Raw genomic sequence first — 15,330 nt, 5'->3', positions numbered from 1 at the left:
GGCAAAAAAAACCACACATGCGAATGCAAAATATTCTCATGTGTGAGGTTGCCGTTTATTTGCTCGGCTCGATTCTTATCGTGCCATCGGCCGAGAGTACGGTTTTCACCGGCAACAGCGCGGGCAAGGCGTTGAGCAGGGCGTCTGGGTCATTCACGTCAAGGTTGCCCGATACCTTGAGTTGCGCGACGGCCTTGCTCACCTGCAACGACGTCTGCGGGCGGTATAGGCTCAACTCGTCGATCAGGCTGGCCAGTTCGCGATTGCGAAATGCCAAGTGCCCGCTGCGCCAATCGGCGACCTCTTCGGCGCTGAGGCTTTGCGGTTGCACGGTGCCTTTGGCGTAGTTGTAGGAGGCCCGCTGCTGGGCGCCGAGCAGGGTGGCGGGGCTTTTGCTATTTGGCGCGAAAGCGACCTGGCCATGGGCAACGCTGACCACCAATTGCTGCTGCCCACGGCGCACATCGAAAGCAGTGCCCACCACCCGTACGCTCGACTCGCCGGCTTGTACGTAGAGGGGGCGTTCCTTGTCGGCCGCCACTTCGATATACAACTGGCCTTTGTCCAGGTGCAGCACCCGTTGATGGGCGTTGAAGTCCACGCGGATATGGGTGTTGGCATTCACATACAAGGTACTGCCATCCGGCAGATTCAACGTGCGCATGCCTTTGGCATGGGTGGCCACCTGGCTGTGATACAGCTCGCGCGGTGTGCCGATAGAGGTCGCCAACACCGCGCAGAGCACGGCGGCGGCCACCGCCAGGGCAGGGCGCCAGAGGCTTAGCTTACGCTTGGGCAGTGCCACTGGTTTATTTAGCTGTTGCAACTGGGCGAGGTCGGCCCACAGCTGTTCGAATTCGGCATAGGCGCGCGCATGGGCGGGCACCGCCTGCCAGGCGGCAAAGGCTTTACGGTCGGCGCGGCTGACTTCGTTGCGGTTGCGCGCAAACCAACTGGCGGCCTGGGCGTCGATGCAATCGCTCGCTTGGCTGTCCAGCGCGTTGGTGTCGCTGGGGCGGTTCATTCTGGCTGCTCCGTGCCGGTGTCGGGTTGAAGGCGTCGCTTGCAGTGCAGCAGGGCAAAGGCGATGTGCTTTTCCACCATGCTGGTGGAGATGCCCATGCGCGTTGCGATCTGCGCCTGGCTCAAGCCTTCGAAGCGGTGCAGCATAAGGGCTTCTCGGCGGCGGGGCGAGAGTTCGGCGAGGACTTCTTTCAACTGCTCCAGGCGTTGCAGGCGCAGGGCGGCAGCCATGGGGTCGTTGTGCTCGTCAGTGACCGGCTCGGCATCCATTTCGGCATGATCAGGGTGGATGGTTTGCCGTACTTTCTGTTTGCGCCAATGATCGCGCAGCAGATTGCGCGCCATCTGGAAAAGAAACGCCCGTGGTTGCTCGACCTTGGCCCGGTCGCGGTAGCCCAGCCATTGGGTAAATACATCTTGGGCCATGTCCGCTGCGTCGCTGGCGTTGTCCGTGCGTTTACGCAGGAAATACAGAATGTCTGCATAAAACCCGCGACAGGCATCGGCCGACGACGGGTCGGGCTGGGGACGAGACATGGATATCCTTCTTGACGAAGCACGGCTTGGAAAAGTCGTGAATGATATCGAGAACTATTGTCATTTGTCTCTATGCAAGTGCCATCTTCTGGTAGGAGCGAGCTCGCTCGCGAAAAACCAACAGGCGACACGAACACCCGATGGGCTGCGTTATCGTTGGCGTTCTTCGCGAGCAAGCTCGCTCCTACAGGGGGCGGGTGTTTACTTCAGAAGTGTTTTCAGTTGCTCGATCCCTGCTTCGCCCAGAGGGAATACCGGGAGGCGTGGGTTACCCACTTCCAAGCCGGTCAAGCGCAACCCGGCCTTGATCGTCGCCGGCAGCCCGCCTTTGAGGATGAATTGCAGCAAGGGCAACTGTCGGTAGAACAGCTCGCGTGCCTTGTTCAAGTCATCGGCCAGTACGGCCTGATATAGGCTCAGGTTCAGTTGCGGGATCAGGTTCGGCGCGGCGGTGCACCAGCCTTTGGCGCCAGCCGCGAAGGCTTCCAGTGCCAGCGGGTTGCAGCCGTTGTAGAACGGCACGTCACTTTGCAGTTTCAACTGGTGCATGCGCTGGATGTCGCCAGTGCTCTCCTTGACCATGGTCACGTTTTCGACCTGCTTGAGAATCCTCAGGATCAGCTCCACCGACATGTCGGTGCCGCTGGTGGCCGGGTTGTTGTAGAGCATGATCGGCACGCCGATGCTGTCGCCGATCGCGGCATAGTGGGCGAGGATTTCCGCTTCACTGAGTTTCCAGTACGAGGCCGGCAGCACCATGACCACATCGGCGCCGTGCTCTTCGGCATAGCGGGCGCGGCGCACGGCCTTGGCGGTGGTGAGGTCGGACACGCTGACAATGGTCGGCACGCGCTTGGCGACCTTCTTGATGCTGTAGGCACTGACTTCATCCCACTCGGCATCGCTCAGGTAAGCGCCTTCGCCCGTGCTGCCCAAGGGCGCGATGGCGTGGACGCCGCTGTTGATCAAGCGGTCGATGGAATGCCCGAGGGCGTCGAGGTCAACGCGTTGGCCGTCGGCGCTGAAGGGGGTGATGGTGTAGCCGATGATGCCGTGAATGGTTGGGTTGGACATGGGGGAAACTCCGGTCGAAAAAGGGGCAATCAGTTCAGGCAATCGGCGTGCTTGCGCAGGTTTTGCCGGGCGTAGTAGTTGAACGCGGCGCCGTGGCGCTTGGGCTTGGAGATCCAGTCATGGGCCTCGCGCCCCAGCTGCGGCAGGATCGGTTTGACCGTGCCCGCAGACATCGCCAGCAACTGCAACTTGGCAGCACGCTCGATCAACTGCGCAATCACGCAGGCTTCTTCGATGTTGGCCCCGGTGGACAACTGCCCGTGGTGCGAGAGCAGGATGGCGCGCTTGTCGCCCAGGGCCGTGGTGATGATTTCCCCTTCTTCATTGCCCACCGGCACGCCGGGCCAGGCCTCCAGGAATGCGCAGTCTTCGTACAGCGGGCAAAGGTCCATGTGCGACACCTGCAGCGGTACTTCCAGCATCGACAGCGCGGCGATGTGCGTGGGGTGCGTGTGGATGATGCAGTTTACATCCGGTCGGCCGCGGTACACCCAGGTGTGAAAACGGTTGGCGGGGTTGGGAATGCCGTGGCCTTCCAGCACCTCCAAGTCTTCGTTGACCAGCAGCAGGTTGCTGGCGGTGATTTCGTCAAAACCCAGGCCCAGTTGCTGGGTGTAGTAGGTGCCGGGCGTCGGCCCGCGTGCGGTGATCTGCCCTGCCAGGCCGGAGTCGTGGCCGTACTCGAACAGGATTCGGCAGGTCAGCGCCAGCTTTTGCCGGTCGGTCCACGTATTATCTGCCAGGCTGTTTTGCATCTGGCTCAGTGCTTGCTTGACCAGTTGGTCTTTTGGGAGTGCTAATGTCTTGGCCATATCGGTGTCCTTTGGGTGGTTCAATGGACGTCGGATTTGCTGGTCGCCCGCTGCTCGCAAGGTCGTTGGGTGAATGCAAATGACACTAAAGATGCTATATGACACTTTGTGTCATTGGCAAGCCTGTCTCATCGCTTTCTGCATGGATTAACCGCAGCAAATGTCTATCCGCTTGAAAATATTAAGAAAAAAACTTGGCGTGACCCTGGAGGCCCTGGCCGAAAAATCCGGGATGACCAAGAGTTACCTGTCGAAAGTCGAGCGCGGGCTCAATACGCCGTCCATCGCAGCGGCGTTGAAACTGGCCAAGGCATTGAACGTGAAGGTCGAAGAGCTGTTCAGCGAAGACAACGTCAGCCTCGACAGCTACAGCCTGGTGCGCAGCCATGAGCGGCCCGACACCTCGCCGGGTTATGCGGTGCTGGCCCATCAAGTCAGCGAACGCAGCCTGTTGCCGTTCATCATCTACCCGCCGGCTGAGTTCACCGACAAGACCTTCAAGGAGCACCTGGGGGAGGAGTTTTTATTCGTGCATGAAGGCCAGGTGGAAGTGGATTTCATGAACGAGCGCGTGCTGCTGGAGCGCGGCGATGCGCTGCATTTCAACGCGCAGAAACCCCACCGGATTCGCTCGGTGGGAGAGGTGCAGGCACAGCTGTTGGTGGTGGTGCACAGCGCTGAGGAGTGACCCTTCTTACTCATTGAAATGCAGTCAATGTGGGAGCAGGCAAGCCAGCTCCCACATTTTGATCAGCGTTCCACAGGGACTGACAGTGCCGGATTGCCCAGCGGATGAGTGCGCGCCGCAAAGAATTTCAGCGTTACGCCACTGCCCTCGAACAACTCCGAATACCGCCGCTTCTGCTGACGAATAAACCCATCACTGCGCCCCGACACCGAGATCGCCAGGGTGCTGATGCTGGCCTGGCCAATAGCATCCACCAGGTGTTTATCCTGCGGCCCCAAGTCATGGCCGAAGATGCACAGCGCGCCTTCGTGGCTCAACAGCTGTTCATAACAGAACGACAAATAATCCGAACTGCGGATACTTTTGAGCTTCTCCTGCACCTTGCCTTCACTGACGAACAGCGGCACATCGTCGAGGGTTTTGATCGTGTTATTGATGGCAAAACTGCTGAGCAGGGTGCTGTCAGTGGACGGCAATTTACGCGCCGTGCCGTCAAGGTTACGCACCAGATGCAAGCCGCCGTGCAGGTACAGGATGCGGGTGATGTCGGTGCGCGTATTGCGCAGGTCGAAGCTTGAGTCGGCGCTGCGAAACAGGTCGTCGATACCCGGTGCGTGCAGGGTCGCCCAATAGTTGAGCAAGTCGTAGTTACTGGTGAAAACGGTGGCGTAGGTGGCCAATTCTGCGTGGATCGTCGCCAGCGTCGACGGCTGCACCAGGCGCCAGGGAATGTGCACGGTATGGATGGTGTTGATCAGCGCTTCCTTGATCGCGTAGTAGCGGTTACGCGGCGCCGCCGAACTGACCGCCAGAGCCTTGTTGACCCGGCTGGTGGTTTTCAAGGCGCCCAGGGCTTGCTCGAAACTGCGGGTTTGCAAGGCGTCGAACACGCTGAGTTCGGAGGGGCTCAGGGGCTTTTCTTCGACGGCACGGGCATTTTCGAACAGCGAGTCGTAGGCAAAGTCTTCCCAAATCGTGCGGCTGGCGCCGTTACCGATCAGAATCCCGCTGAAGTCGACGGCAGCGCGCAGGGCACTCCAGTCTTCAAGGTGGGCGTCAATATCCTGGAAATCCTTCATTGCGGCGGGTCTACTCGAAATCGGCTGGGGGGTGACTTTATCACGAGCCGGCATTGATCCTGATCAAGATGCGCCACGCGGTACAGGTTGATTCTGTCGGCATAAAGCCTTTGAGGATTGACCATGAGCAGCACGTTCTTCATCCCCGCCGTCAACATCATGGGCATCGATTGCCTCGACGAAGCGATGACCGCCATTCGCAACTACGGCTTCGGCAAGGCGTTGATCGTCACCGACGTTGGCCTGGCCAAAGCTGGTGTGGCTGGCATGATCGCCGAGAAGCTGGCGATGCAGGATATCGACTCGGTGATCTACGACGGCGCCAAGCCCAACCCCAGCGTGGAAAACGTCGAAAAAGGCCTGGCGCTGCTGCAACAGAGCGCCTGCGATTTCGTCGTGTCCCTGGGCGGCGGTTCGCCCCATGACTGCGCTAAGGGCATCGCCCTGTGCGCTACCAACGGCGGGCGTATCGGCGACTATGAAGGCGTCGACCAATCGAGCAAGCCACAACTGCCGCTGGTGGCCATCAACACCACCGCTGGCACGGCCAGCGAGATGACGCGTTTTTGCATCATCACCGACGAAAGCCGCCACGTAAAAATGGCCATCGTTGATCGCAACGTCACGCCGCTGCTGTCGGTCAACGACCCGGCCCTGATGGTCGGCATGCCCAAGGGCCTCACCGCCGCCACGGGCATGGATGCGCTGACCCACGCCATCGAAGCCTACGTGTCCACCGCTGCGACACCGATCACCGACGCCTGCGCGATCAAGGCCATCGAGTTGATCAGCGCCAACTTGCGCCTGGCGGTCCGCGACGGCACTGACAAGGCTGCACGGGAGAACATGGCCTACGCACAATTCCTCGCCGGCATGGCTTTCAACAACGCGTCCCTGGGTTTCGTGCATGCCATGGCCCACCAATTGGGCGGCTTGTACGACCTGCCCCACGGTGTGTGTAACGCGGTGTTGTTGCCCCACGTACAAAGCTTCAATGCCAGTGTCTGCGCCAAACGCTTGAGCGACGTGGGCCGGGCCCTTGGTGCGGATATCAAGGGCATCACCGCTGAAGAGGGCGCCCAGGCTGCGATTGCGGCGATTCGTCGGTTGTCCCAGGACGTGGAAATTCCTGCGGGTTTGCGTGAGCTTGGCGCTAAGTTGCAGGACATTCCGTTGCTGGCCAGCAATGCGTTGAAAGATGCCTGCGGGCTGACCAACCCTCGGCGGGCGGACCAGCGTCAGATTGAGGAGATCTTTCGGAGCGCTTTTTGATAGGCATAGGTACCTACACAATGTTGGCGCGATGCTGGACTTGCTCCCGTGACGCCCTGACAGCCGACGCTTATCTACCTGCCGCCCCGCGATCAAACTGTGGGAGCTGGCTTGCCTGCGATGGCGGCCTGACAGTCAACACCAATCTACCTGACACCCGCAATCCAACTGTGGGAGCGGGCTTGCTCGCGAAGGCGGCCTGGCAGTCAACACAGTTGGATGGTGTACATATCGATTCCTGCGGTAACGGCTACTTAGGGTTCCGCCCTGACGGCGGCTCACTTTTGAACAGCGCAAAAGTAAGCAAAACGCTCTTGCCCCACCACTCGGCACCTCGCTTAGGCTCGGTGTGCCCGTAATCCGCCAGTGATTTGGGGGGCCGCCGCCACGCGCCATCCATGGCGCGGGGCGGCTAAACCGGCATCCCTGCCGGTTTACCCCCCAAATCCCTGTCGAATTCCGGCCAGCGTGGTTTGACGGGGCGCCTGAGATCAAGATCACAAGCAGATCAAGATCACAAGCAGATCAAGATCAAGAGCGGCTCGCTTCGCATCGTGGTTAGCTTCGGCAGCAGCAACTCTTTGTGTAGATACCTATGTTTTGATAAGGGCAGCCTTCAGCGGCACGGGTTAAGCTACACGCCTAATGCATTCGAGCATCAAGCGTGCGGCGTGCCGCTGAGGTCCTTTCATGAGAGTTCTGTTATTCGGCGCCACCGGCATGGTGGGCCAGGGTGTGCTGCGCGAGTGCCTGCTGGCGGCCGATGTGCAGGAAGTGGTGGCCGTGGGCCGCACGCCCTTGACCCAGGAGCACGGCAAGCTGCATCAGGTGTTGCACAGCGACATGCTGGATTTCCAACCCCTGGAAAACCTGCTGCAAGGTTTTGATGCGTGCTTCTTCTGCCTGGGTGTTTCGTCGGCGGGCATGAAGGAAGCGCGCTATACCCACCTCACCTATGATCTGACCCTCGTGGCGGCCAGTACCCTGGCGCGGCTCAATCCGCAGATGACGTTTATCTATGTGTCCGGCGCCGGCACGGACAGTTCCGAAGCCGGCAAGTCGATGTGGGCGCGGGTCAAGGGCAAGACCGAAAATGCCTTGCTGCGCCTGCCGTTCAAGGCGGTGTATCTGTTCCGTCCGGGGATCGTCCAGCCGTTGCACGGTGTGCGTTCGAAGACGCCGTTGTATCAATCTTTCTATAGCGTGCTCGGGCCGGTGCTTTCGTTTGTGCGGCGACTAAAGCCGGGCTGGGTGGTGAGCACCGAGACCGTCGGCCGTGCGATGTTGCAGGCGGCCAGCCAGGGCGCGCCGCAGCCGGTGGTGGAGCAGGCGCAGATCAATCGCCTGGCGGCTGAGCGCCGCTGAACTGAATCAATGCCACGCCGCCGATCAGCAGTAACGCGCCCAGTACCCGCGAGGTTGTCAGTTGGCGTTCCACCAGGCCGAACAGGCCGAAATGGTCCAGTAGCAACGAGGCGAGAATCTGCCCGGCCATGGCCAGCGCAATGAAGCCTGATGCGCCGAGCTTGGGCAGCAGCATCAACGCCAATGAAATGAAACACACGCCAAAGGCACCGCCGGCCCACATCCACAATGGTGCCTTGCTGATAAAGGCCAGGCTCGGCAGAGGCAAACGCAGCGCCACAATCACCGGCAGCAGCACGATGATGCTTACCAGCAACGACGCCAAGGTGGCCCACAAAGGATGGCCGAGCCCGCGCCCGAGGTTGGCGTTGATCGCACTTTGAAACGGCACCACTGCACCGGCGAACGCCGCCAGCGCCAACAAACCTACCCACTGCAACACAGTCATTTCGACGCTCCCAGAAGTTTTGCTGGACTCTAGGTTATTCGTCGCGCAAATTTAAATTCCAAATTCTTATGCTGGGCATGCAGCTGATGAATGATCTGCGCCGCATCGACCTTAACCTGCTGGTGATCCTCGACGCCTTGCTCAGCGAGCAACACGTCACCCGCGCTGCCGAGCGCCTGCACCTGAGCCAGCCGGCAGTCAGCCATGCGTTGGCGCGGCTGCGCGACATGCTAGGCGACCCGCTGCTGATGCGTCAGGGCGGCACATTGGTGCCAACGGCTCGCGCCCTGGAGTTGGCGGCACCCTTGGCCGAAGCCCTGGCTCAGGTGCAGGCATTGCTGGCGCCGAATCGTTTTGATCCCACTTCTGCCAAGCGCCGCTTTCGCGTGGCGATGTCTGACTACAGCGCAGCGATTTTCCTGCCCGGCTTGGTTCGCGTCCTACGCCAGGAAGCGCCCGGTATCGACTTGCAGATCATCCAGGCCAGCCGCGAAGGCATGGTCGACGGTGTGCTCAATGGCGACCTCGACCTGGCTGCGGGCGTATTCCCCGACATGCCCGCCGAACTGCGCACTACGCCGCTGTTCGAAGAGCATTACACCTGCCTGGTCGACCGCGACAGCCTTGCGCCCAGTGGGGTGCTGGACCTGCCGGCCTACCTGTCGCGCCCCCATGTACTGCTGGAGATGCGTGGCAGCGGCACGCCGGAAATCGAACGGGCACTGACGGCCATTCGTGAACGTCGGCATGTGGCGATCAGCCTGCCGCATTGGGGTGTGGCGCCGCAGTTGATTCAGGGCACAGATTTGATTCTGACGGTGTCGTCCCGGGGTTTATTGAATATCGACGCTCGGCAATTGCTGGCCGTGCCTCCGCCGTTTCATATCCCTTCGTTTGCCTTTGAGCTGGCTTGGCATACGCGGCGGGGTGGGGATGCGGGGTTGCAGTGGTTGATTGGCCGGGTGGTGGGTGTATTGTCCGCAGACCAACGATAACGCGAGAAAACCTACATGCTCAGCGGTTTCAACCACCTGACCCTGGCCGTCACCGATGTACCGCGCAGCGTGAGTTTCTATCACGACCTGCTGCGCCTGCAGTTGGACGCAACCTGGGACAACGGTGCCTACCTCTCACTGCCTGGGCTTTGGCTGTGCCTGTCGCTGGACCCGTTGCGTTCGACTGCTGCGGCGGTGGACTACACCCATTACGCTTTCACCGTCGATGCGCCTGATTTCACTGCCTTGGTCGAACGCCTGCGCGCCGCTGGCGTACAGGAGTGGCGAGACAACCGCAGCGAAGGCGCGTCGTTTTATTTTCTCGATCCCGACGGCCACAAGCTGGAGGCCCATGTCGGCGATTTGGCCTCGCGCCTGCAAGCCTGCCGTGCCAAGCCCTATGCTGGAATGAAGTTTTACCCGTCGCGGTGAAACATGCAGAATCAATCACCTTTTAGCGTCTGTCGGAGCGTCTATCCATGACCCCATCCTTGCTGCTCGCCGTGCTGGCTTCGGGTTTTATCTACGGCATTACCCCAGGCCCCGGTGTCCTGGCCGTATTCGGCATTGGTGCGGCCCGTGGCCGGCGTGCAGGGGCGGGTTTTTTGTGCGGGCATTTGCTCGGGGATGTGGTGTGGTGCAGCACGGCGCTGATTGCCATCGTCGGTGCGCGGGAAGTCGGCAGCAGCGCCTTTGATGTTCTTGGCGTAATCAGCGGGGTGTATCTGTTCTGGCTGGGCTGGCGTGCGATCCGTACCCAACGCCGCAGCAGCGATGCCCCTCAGGGCGCCGCGCGGCACCCGTTCTGGCACGGCATTCTGTTTGGCTTGACCAACCCCAAGGCCTATCCGGTGGCCGTGGCGACCTTCACTGCGTTGCTGTCCAGCCGGGCCGAGCTGTTGACCTGGTCGATGCTGCCGACCTTGATTCTGCTGAGCTTTATCGGTGGCTTGCTGGCCTACGCGATCCTGATTGGCGTGGTGGGTGCCCAACGGGTGCGCACGCTGTATCAACGCCATGAAATTCTGATCACCAAGCTCTGCGGCGTGATGTTTATCGGCTTCGCCCTCAATGCCTTGGCGCACGCATTGCCGGGTCTGTTCGGCAGCAAAGCGGCCTGAGGCGGCGGCGACCGTTCGTCGCACAGGGAAGTTTTTTCTAAACCTTTACCGCCCTGAAAATTCGAATTCAGAGCGGGGTGTATGCCCACGCACCTATTTTTGCCCTGGAGGAACCCATCATGAGCCGCATGGCTATCCGGTTACGCACCGCCAGTTTCGCGATGCTGCTGGGCCTCGGCGCCAGCAATGCTTTCGCCCAGTCGCCTGCAGAATTCATCGAGCAGGCTTCGGCCAAAGGCATGGCCGATATCGAAACCAGTCGCATGGCCCACGCCAAGACCTCATCCCAGGAAATCAAGGACTACACCATTGAGGTCATCAACGAGCGCACGCTGGCCAACCAGCACTTGGCGGCGATCGCCAAGAAGCTGGATTTGCCAGTGGCCCCGCGAGAGAAGATCGTCGATAAAGCCGAAACCCTGATGCCAGAACTCAAGGACGGCGATTCCTTTGACGCTGCCTATACTGCGCAGCAGGTCAAGGAGAACGAAGACGCCATCGCCTTGTTCCAGAAAGAGGGCGCCGCGTCGGATGTGCCGGAGATAAAGGCACTGGTGGATGAGACGCTGCCCAAGCTTGAAGAGCGCCTGCAAAAAGCCCGCGCCCTGGCCTCGACCTATGGCAAGGGCCATCAAGGCGACGGCTGAGGCCTGCCTTATATGAAAAGCGGCGGTTGGAGAGGATCCAGCCGCCGTTTTTTATGCCGAGTTCAGGCCCGTTCTGGACGCGGCCTATAACGCCAGTTCACCTTGACCGGTGCCTTCCAGCGCCAGCAAATACTGCTTGGCCGCCAGCCCGCCCGCGAAACCGGTCAAGCCGCCAGAAGCCCCAATCACCCGGTGGCAGGGCGCGATGATTGAGATCGGGTTACGCCCATTTGCGGCGCCGACAGCGCGCACGGCTTTGGGGTTGCCGATCTGCTCGGCGATTTGGCTATAGCTGCGGGTTTCGCCGAAGGGGATGGTCAGCAGTGCCTGCCAGACCTGCTTCTGGAAGTCGGTGCCGGTGAAGTCCAGCTCCAGTTCGAACTGGTTACGCGTTCCGGCAAAGTATTGCTGCAGTTGGCGTTCGGTTTCCAAAAGCACCGGGCTGTCATGGGCCTCGATCAATTCACCCAAGCGTACGCGGTTGGCGCGTTCTACTTCCCAGAGGATGGCGCTGAGTTTGCCATCGCGCGCCACCAGGGTGAGTTCACCGACAGGGGAAGGCATGAGCTTGTAGTGGTAAGTCATCGGCAGGCTCCTTGAGGGGAGTGAAGGGGGACGACGTCACTGTAGTTCCATCAGAGTGTCTGGAAACTACGTTTCTTGCGGTCAAACTAGAAGTTCCAGTAAACCCAGCTTGAGTAATAGGGGTACACGTAGAGCCAGGCGATGATGCAAAGGGCCTTCAGGACTGACGCCGTACTTAACATGACCATAGAAACGACGTTGAGCAGGGTCAAAATCAAAGCGAACATAGCCACATGTGGGGTTGCGTGACGCCACGCAAACCTTACGCCATACCCTGACGCGACAATCACTCCTAACTCCAGCAATACTCTAAAAGGGAAGGGGAAGGGCAGACGCACAAACGAGATCAGCAGTGGTAAAACCAGTACCCAGCCCGCCACTTGGCGTAGGATGATTTTGGGTGTGGGTGGCTTGGTTCTCAGCATTGCCTGCTTCCGGTCTCTGGGGCGACGAGCCTGTATCATCGCGATGTTTAGCCCTCATCGCAGTAAGATTTTACTTAGGCGCAACTACCGCTCCTGCTGTAATACCTTGAGCGCTGCCGACGCCAGAAACCCCGAACGGCTTTTTTCCTGTGGATGATTCAACACGTACTCATCGATGCGATTCAACAGATAGCCGGGCAGGGTGATGTTGAGCTTTTGAGCTTTGCCCAGATATTTGGTCACGTCGATGTCCACCACAGCCCACGTGCAACCGGCGTACTGAGGGTTGGCGGCGTGCACGGTGACTTTCTGCGCGCTGGGGATCGGCGCGCCATCTTCTGCGAGGATCTCGAAGTGCCCTTCGATGGCTTCGCGGGCCATGGCCATGGCGTCATCCAGGTCCTCTCCGGCCGAATAACAGCCAGGAATATCCGGGACTTCCACGCCCCAGGCGTGGTCCGCGTCGCCCGTTGAAATTGCGATGGGGTAAAGCATGTTCTTGCCCTCCTTTTGGTGGGTTTTGGTGGTTACTATACCCACAGCTATAAAGTTATCAACACTCTACCTACCAACGGTTGATGTCCGAGATTTCGATAGGTGTTGAATGAAGTGTATGGGCGCGCGGAAATGACGCCGTTTGGAGGTATTGCGAGATACTTCACGTCCTCAGGCACGGCTTCGAGCAGCAGAACAACGCTGAAGACCGAATCCAAGGCATAAAAAAACCGGTCACCAAGGACCGGTTTTTTGTGCATCTTGCGCCAGAACCCTCCTGGCGCAAGTGCAAATCTGAGTGGAGCGGGTAGAGGGAATCGAACCCTCAACTAAAGCTTGGGAAGCTTTCGTTTTGCCACTAAACTATACCCGCTCAGAGCGGCTGACTTTGTACCAGATGTTCGGCTGGATTTGAAGTTTTTCTTTGAAAAATGTGAGAGTTGCGTGTGGCGAGCAAGCTTGCTCGCCACAGTGTCAGGCTTGATTTCAAAGCGCCCATGCATGCTGCGCCTGGCCCTGGCTATATCGCAACGGGCTGGCGGGCCGCTGCCCTTTCAAGAAGCCCACCACGGCCTCACGGCTATCGCGGCATGCGGCTTTATGTTCCATGTCCAGGAAGTGTCCCGTCGCCTGGATGGTGCTGAAGCTGCTCTTGGCCACATGCTGGCCAAACAGCTTGGCGTCGTCTGCACTGGTGTATTCGTCCCATTCGCCGTTCAAGAACAGCACCGGAATGTCGATCTGTCTGGCGGCCTTGAGGTAACACTGCCGGTCGCTGTTGAGCACGTGGCTGATGTGAAAATGCATCTGCCCATATTCGTGTGCGGCCAGGCTGCTGACATGGCGGTAGTTGAAGCGCTTGAACAGCGACGGCAGGTGCTTGCCGATGGTGCTGTTGACCAGGTGGCCGACACGGTCGCGGTCGAGGTTGCCCAGGTAGTCGACGCCCCGTTCCAGGTAGTCACGCATTGGCGCATTGATCACTGGCGAGAATGAGCTGATCACCGCTTTTTCCACGCGCCGGGGCCGGTGCGCAAGGGCGACCAACGTGGCGGCGCCGCCCCAGGAGAAGGACAACACGTGTTCAGCGGCGAAGTGGTCGAGCAGTTCCAGGAGGATCTGGCCTTCGACTTCCTTGGTCAGCATGTGCTCATGACGGTTGTGGATTTTGGAACGGCCAGCGTAGGGCTGGTCGTACAACACCACATTGAATTGCGGGTACAGGCTTTTCACGGTTTGAGCGAAGGACGCTGTGGTCGCCATGGAGCCGTTGACCAAGACGATGGTCTTGGCTGCTGCGTCCGCGCGATAGAACTCCGTGTACACCCGATACTGACCCTGTATATCCAGCACAGCGATTTCTGGCCTCATGTCGTAAGACTCCTGGCAAGCGGGTAGTGCGCGCAAATCACTCTGCACGAGCTTTATGACAGGTAGGCATACGCCTGGAAAATGAGGGCCCATGTCGGTCCGATGACGGCTGGCCGGCGGGTGTTGTTATGGCGGGCTGTTTGCCGGGAGGGCCCGAAGATCAAGCGCGGGCGAGGCAAGGTGTTTCTTGGAGGTTATAGGGCGACTCGTCAGTCATCATCTGGCTGACGCCTTGATTCAAGCAGCACCGAAGGCAGGTCGCAAGGCAAGCGGCTGGTTTTTTGCCATCACCGGCTGAACGGTCGTCAGACTTGTCGGATCTCGTCGTCAGTCAGTGGCCGATACTGACCCGGCGCAAGCGACGCATCCAGCACCAAAGGGCCCATTCGCTCGCGGTGCAGGCCGGTCACCTTGTTATCAAAATGCCCGAACATGCGCTTCACTTGGTGGTAACGGCCTTCGATGATGCTCAACCGGGCCGTTCTTGGGCCCAGCCGTACAAGCTCTGCGGGTTGGGTCGTGAGATCTTCAAAGGCGAAATACACACCTGCCGCGAACGTCACCGCATACTCCGGGCCGATGTCCTGTTCGGTTTGCACGTGGTACACCTTGGGCAACTTGGTTTGCGGTTGCGTGAGGCGCCGCGACCATTGGCCGTCGTTGGTGATCAGCATCAGGCCGGTGGTGTTGAAATCCAGGCGCCCGGCGATATGCAGGTCGGCTTTGTCCGGTTCGTCCAGCAGGTCCAGGACCGTGGGGTGTTGCGGGTCTGATGTAGCGCTGACGCAACCCTGGGGTTTGTGCAGCATGAAATAACGCGCCGGCTTGCCCGCTTGCAGGATTTCACCGTCCACACAGACCTGGCTGAATTCCCGTACGTCATGGTGCGGATCGCTGACCGCAACACCCTCGACGGTCACCCGACGCTCCACCAGCAACAGGCGCACTTGCTTGCGATTGAACTGTGGCAGGTTGCTGAGGAAGCGATCAACGCGCATGGCGGGTACGCAACTGTTCGTCCACTTGGGCGCAGCGCGGGCACAGGCAGGCTTTATTGCGCAACTCATCCGGCAGGGCTTCAAGCACCGCCGGGTCGATGATGACGCTGTAGCACCAGCAGGCCTGATCGGCTGTGCGCGGGTCGGCCAAGGAGCAGTCGTTGCGGGCACCGCAGGCGGGGCAGAGGGTCGGTGTGGTCATGGGTCGGTTCAGAAGGGAATCGGGTAGGGCGCGTTAGTTATTGCACGATACAGCGCGGCTGGGCGGCATTCCATCACCATGGCTGTTTGGCGAGGCTTCACTTCGTCTGAAACAGATGTTTCCACTTGTGTCGCGAACGCACCAGATTCTGTTTTTGATGTCAGATGTTTCGTCATTCAGTGAAGGCTGAATG

19 protein-coding genes and 1 tRNA gene are annotated in these 15,330 nt (G+C 59.7%); 7 read left to right on the top strand and 13 right to left on the bottom strand.

What is annotated here, in order from left to right:
* Positions 1-55 precede the first annotated feature (55 nt).
* The 4 genes from PSH76_RS20695 to PSH76_RS20680 all read right to left on the bottom strand — a co-directional run bounded on the left by PSH76_RS20695 (position 56) and on the right by PSH76_RS20680 (position 3,446).
* Positions 56-1,024, bottom strand: a complete 969-nt coding sequence (locus tag PSH76_RS20695; RefSeq protein ID WP_305492840.1) for a FecR domain-containing protein — start codon at positions 1,022-1,024, stop codon at positions 56-58.
* Positions 1,021-1,560, bottom strand: a complete 540-nt coding sequence (locus PSH76_RS20690; protein ID WP_032893085.1) for an RNA polymerase sigma factor — start codon at positions 1,558-1,560, stop codon at positions 1,021-1,023. Before PSH76_RS20690 ends, PSH76_RS20695 begins: the two co-directional genes overlap by 4 nt.
* Positions 1,561-1,761: 201 nt before the next feature.
* Positions 1,762-2,634 (bottom strand): dihydrodipicolinate synthase family protein, encoded by an 873-nt coding sequence (locus PSH76_RS20685; RefSeq protein ID WP_003189383.1) that lies wholly within the window; start codon positions 2,632-2,634, stop codon positions 1,762-1,764.
* 29 nt (positions 2,635-2,663) lie between these two features.
* Positions 2,664-3,446, bottom strand: coding sequence for an aldolase (locus PSH76_RS20680; protein WP_305492839.1), 783 nt, complete (start codon positions 3,444-3,446; stop codon positions 2,664-2,666).
* 160 nt (positions 3,447-3,606) lie between these two features.
* On the opposite strand from PSH76_RS20680, the gene PSH76_RS20675 reads away from it, so the two are divergent.
* Positions 3,607-4,134: a helix-turn-helix domain-containing protein gene (locus PSH76_RS20675; RefSeq protein ID WP_032893083.1), complete on the top strand. Its 528-nt coding sequence runs from the start codon at positions 3,607-3,609 to the stop codon at positions 4,132-4,134.
* 62 nt (positions 4,135-4,196) lie between these two features.
* Here the strand turns inward: PSH76_RS20675 and PSH76_RS20670 are convergent, their stop codons facing one another.
* On the bottom strand, positions 4,197-5,213 hold the full coding sequence (locus PSH76_RS20670) for a DUF4917 family protein (RefSeq protein ID WP_305492838.1): 1,017 nt from the start codon (positions 5,211-5,213) through the stop codon (positions 4,197-4,199).
* A 123-nt stretch (positions 5,214-5,336) separates the two neighbouring features.
* On the opposite strand from PSH76_RS20670, the gene yiaY reads away from it, so the two are divergent.
* Both yiaY and PSH76_RS20660 read left to right on the top strand, forming a co-directional pair.
* Positions 5,337-6,485, top strand: a complete 1,149-nt coding sequence (gene yiaY, locus PSH76_RS20665) for an L-threonine dehydrogenase (protein WP_192001992.1) — start codon at positions 5,337-5,339, stop codon at positions 6,483-6,485.
* Between the two features lie 690 nt (positions 6,486-7,175).
* Positions 7,176-7,850, top strand: a complete 675-nt coding sequence (locus PSH76_RS20660) for an NAD(P)H-binding protein (RefSeq protein WP_032893078.1) — start codon at positions 7,176-7,178, stop codon at positions 7,848-7,850.
* On the opposite strand, the gene PSH76_RS20655 is transcribed toward PSH76_RS20660, so the two are convergent.
* Positions 7,822-8,298, bottom strand: coding sequence for a DMT family transporter (locus PSH76_RS20655; RefSeq protein WP_138762221.1), 477 nt, complete (start codon positions 8,296-8,298; stop codon positions 7,822-7,824). The genes PSH76_RS20660 and PSH76_RS20655 overlap by 29 nt on opposite strands.
* A 68-nt stretch (positions 8,299-8,366) precedes the next feature.
* On the opposite strand from PSH76_RS20655, the gene PSH76_RS20650 reads away from it, so the two are divergent.
* The 4 genes from PSH76_RS20650 (at position 8,367) to PSH76_RS20635 (ending at position 11,061) form a co-directional block, all read left to right on the top strand.
* Positions 8,367-9,293, top strand: a complete 927-nt coding sequence (locus PSH76_RS20650) for a LysR family transcriptional regulator (RefSeq protein ID WP_098952477.1) — start codon at positions 8,367-8,369, stop codon at positions 9,291-9,293.
* 15 nt (positions 9,294-9,308) lie between these two features.
* Positions 9,309-9,725 carry a fosfomycin resistance glutathione transferase gene (gene fos / locus PSH76_RS20645; RefSeq protein WP_305492837.1) on the top strand — a complete coding sequence of 139 codons (417 nt, stop codon included), beginning with the start codon at positions 9,309-9,311 and terminating at the stop codon, positions 9,723-9,725.
* Between the two features lie 47 nt (positions 9,726-9,772).
* On the top strand, positions 9,773-10,414 hold the full coding sequence (locus PSH76_RS20640) for a LysE family translocator (RefSeq protein WP_305492836.1): 642 nt from the start codon (positions 9,773-9,775) through the stop codon (positions 10,412-10,414).
* A 119-nt stretch (positions 10,415-10,533) separates the two neighbouring features.
* Complete coding sequence (locus tag PSH76_RS20635) at positions 10,534-11,061, top strand: DUF4142 domain-containing protein (protein ID WP_003189402.1); 528 nt, start codon at positions 10,534-10,536, stop codon at positions 11,059-11,061.
* 84 nt (positions 11,062-11,145) lie between these two features.
* On the opposite strand, the gene PSH76_RS20630 is transcribed toward PSH76_RS20635, so the two are convergent.
* The 7 genes from PSH76_RS20630 to PSH76_RS20600 form a co-directional block, all read right to left on the bottom strand.
* Positions 11,146-11,646, bottom strand: a complete 501-nt coding sequence (locus PSH76_RS20630; protein WP_138762215.1) for a methylated-DNA--[protein]-cysteine S-methyltransferase — start codon at positions 11,644-11,646, stop codon at positions 11,146-11,148.
* A gap of 86 nt (positions 11,647-11,732) precedes the next feature.
* A complete protein-coding gene (locus tag PSH76_RS20625) occupies positions 11,733-12,071 on the bottom strand; it encodes a hypothetical protein (protein WP_305492835.1) in 339 nt (112 codons plus the stop codon).
* 84 nt (positions 12,072-12,155) lie between these two features.
* Positions 12,156-12,566, bottom strand: coding sequence for a type II toxin-antitoxin system HicB family antitoxin (locus PSH76_RS20620; protein ID WP_069557924.1), 411 nt, complete (start codon positions 12,564-12,566; stop codon positions 12,156-12,158).
* 299 nt (positions 12,567-12,865) lie between these two features.
* Positions 12,866-12,939: transfer RNA gene (locus PSH76_RS20615), tRNA-Gly, on the bottom strand.
* A 113-nt stretch (positions 12,940-13,052) separates the two neighbouring features.
* Positions 13,053-13,937: an alpha/beta fold hydrolase gene (locus PSH76_RS20610; protein WP_032893003.1), complete on the bottom strand. Its 885-nt coding sequence runs from the start codon at positions 13,935-13,937 to the stop codon at positions 13,053-13,055.
* Between the two features lie 305 nt (positions 13,938-14,242).
* Positions 14,243-14,935 carry a pseudouridine synthase gene (locus PSH76_RS20605; protein ID WP_305492834.1) on the bottom strand — a complete coding sequence of 231 codons (693 nt, stop codon included), beginning with the start codon at positions 14,933-14,935 and terminating at the stop codon, positions 14,243-14,245.
* Complete coding sequence (locus PSH76_RS20600) at positions 14,925-15,137, bottom strand: cysteine-rich CWC family protein (protein WP_032893000.1); 213 nt, start codon at positions 15,135-15,137, stop codon at positions 14,925-14,927. The genes PSH76_RS20605 and PSH76_RS20600 overlap by 11 nt, the downstream gene beginning before the upstream one ends.
* Between the last annotated feature and the right edge of the window lie 193 nt (positions 15,138-15,330).

The sequence above is a fragment of the Pseudomonas sp. FP215 genome (assembly GCF_030687795.1).
GTDB classification, from domain to species: Bacteria; Pseudomonadota; Gammaproteobacteria; order Pseudomonadales; family Pseudomonadaceae; genus Aquipseudomonas; species Aquipseudomonas salmasensis.
Note: the sequence above shows the minus strand (reverse complement) of the source record. Positions and strands in the feature narration are given on the sequence as shown.

Coding starts and splice junctions, on each gene's coding strand:
- PSH76_RS20695 (WP_305492840.1), bottom strand. CDS start 1,024: ATGAACCGCCCCAGCGACACCAACGCGCTGGACAGCCAAGCGAGCGAT.
- PSH76_RS20690 (WP_032893085.1), bottom strand. CDS start 1,560: ATGTCTCGTCCCCAGCCCGACCCGTCGTCGGCCGATGCCTGTCGCGGG.
- PSH76_RS20685 (WP_003189383.1), bottom strand. CDS start 2,634: ATGTCCAACCCAACCATTCACGGCATCATCGGCTACACCATCACCCCC.
- PSH76_RS20680 (WP_305492839.1), bottom strand. CDS start 3,446: ATGGCCAAGACATTAGCACTCCCAAAAGACCAACTGGTCAAGCAAGCA.
- PSH76_RS20675 (WP_032893083.1), top strand. CDS start 3,607: ATGTCTATCCGCTTGAAAATATTAAGAAAAAAACTTGGCGTGACCCTG.
- PSH76_RS20670 (WP_305492838.1), bottom strand. CDS start 5,213: ATGAAGGATTTCCAGGATATTGACGCCCACCTTGAAGACTGGAGTGCC.
- yiaY (WP_192001992.1), top strand. CDS start 5,337: ATGAGCAGCACGTTCTTCATCCCCGCCGTCAACATCATGGGCATCGAT.
- PSH76_RS20660 (WP_032893078.1), top strand. CDS start 7,176: ATGAGAGTTCTGTTATTCGGCGCCACCGGCATGGTGGGCCAGGGTGTG.
- PSH76_RS20655 (WP_138762221.1), bottom strand. CDS start 8,298: ATGACTGTGTTGCAGTGGGTAGGTTTGTTGGCGCTGGCGGCGTTCGCC.
- PSH76_RS20650 (WP_098952477.1), top strand. CDS start 8,367: ATGCTGGGCATGCAGCTGATGAATGATCTGCGCCGCATCGACCTTAAC.
- fos (WP_305492837.1), top strand. CDS start 9,309: ATGCTCAGCGGTTTCAACCACCTGACCCTGGCCGTCACCGATGTACCG.
- PSH76_RS20640 (WP_305492836.1), top strand. CDS start 9,773: ATGACCCCATCCTTGCTGCTCGCCGTGCTGGCTTCGGGTTTTATCTAC.
- PSH76_RS20635 (WP_003189402.1), top strand. CDS start 10,534: ATGAGCCGCATGGCTATCCGGTTACGCACCGCCAGTTTCGCGATGCTG.
- PSH76_RS20630 (WP_138762215.1), bottom strand. CDS start 11,646: ATGACTTACCACTACAAGCTCATGCCTTCCCCTGTCGGTGAACTCACC.
- PSH76_RS20625 (WP_305492835.1), bottom strand. CDS start 12,071: ATGCTGAGAACCAAGCCACCCACACCCAAAATCATCCTACGCCAAGTG.
- PSH76_RS20620 (WP_069557924.1), bottom strand. CDS start 12,566: ATGCTTTACCCCATCGCAATTTCAACGGGCGACGCGGACCACGCCTGG.
- PSH76_RS20610 (WP_032893003.1), bottom strand. CDS start 13,937: ATGAGGCCAGAAATCGCTGTGCTGGATATACAGGGTCAGTATCGGGTG.
- PSH76_RS20605 (WP_305492834.1), bottom strand. CDS start 14,935: ATGCGCGTTGATCGCTTCCTCAGCAACCTGCCACAGTTCAATCGCAAG.
- PSH76_RS20600 (WP_032893000.1), bottom strand. CDS start 15,137: ATGACCACACCGACCCTCTGCCCCGCCTGCGGTGCCCGCAACGACTGC.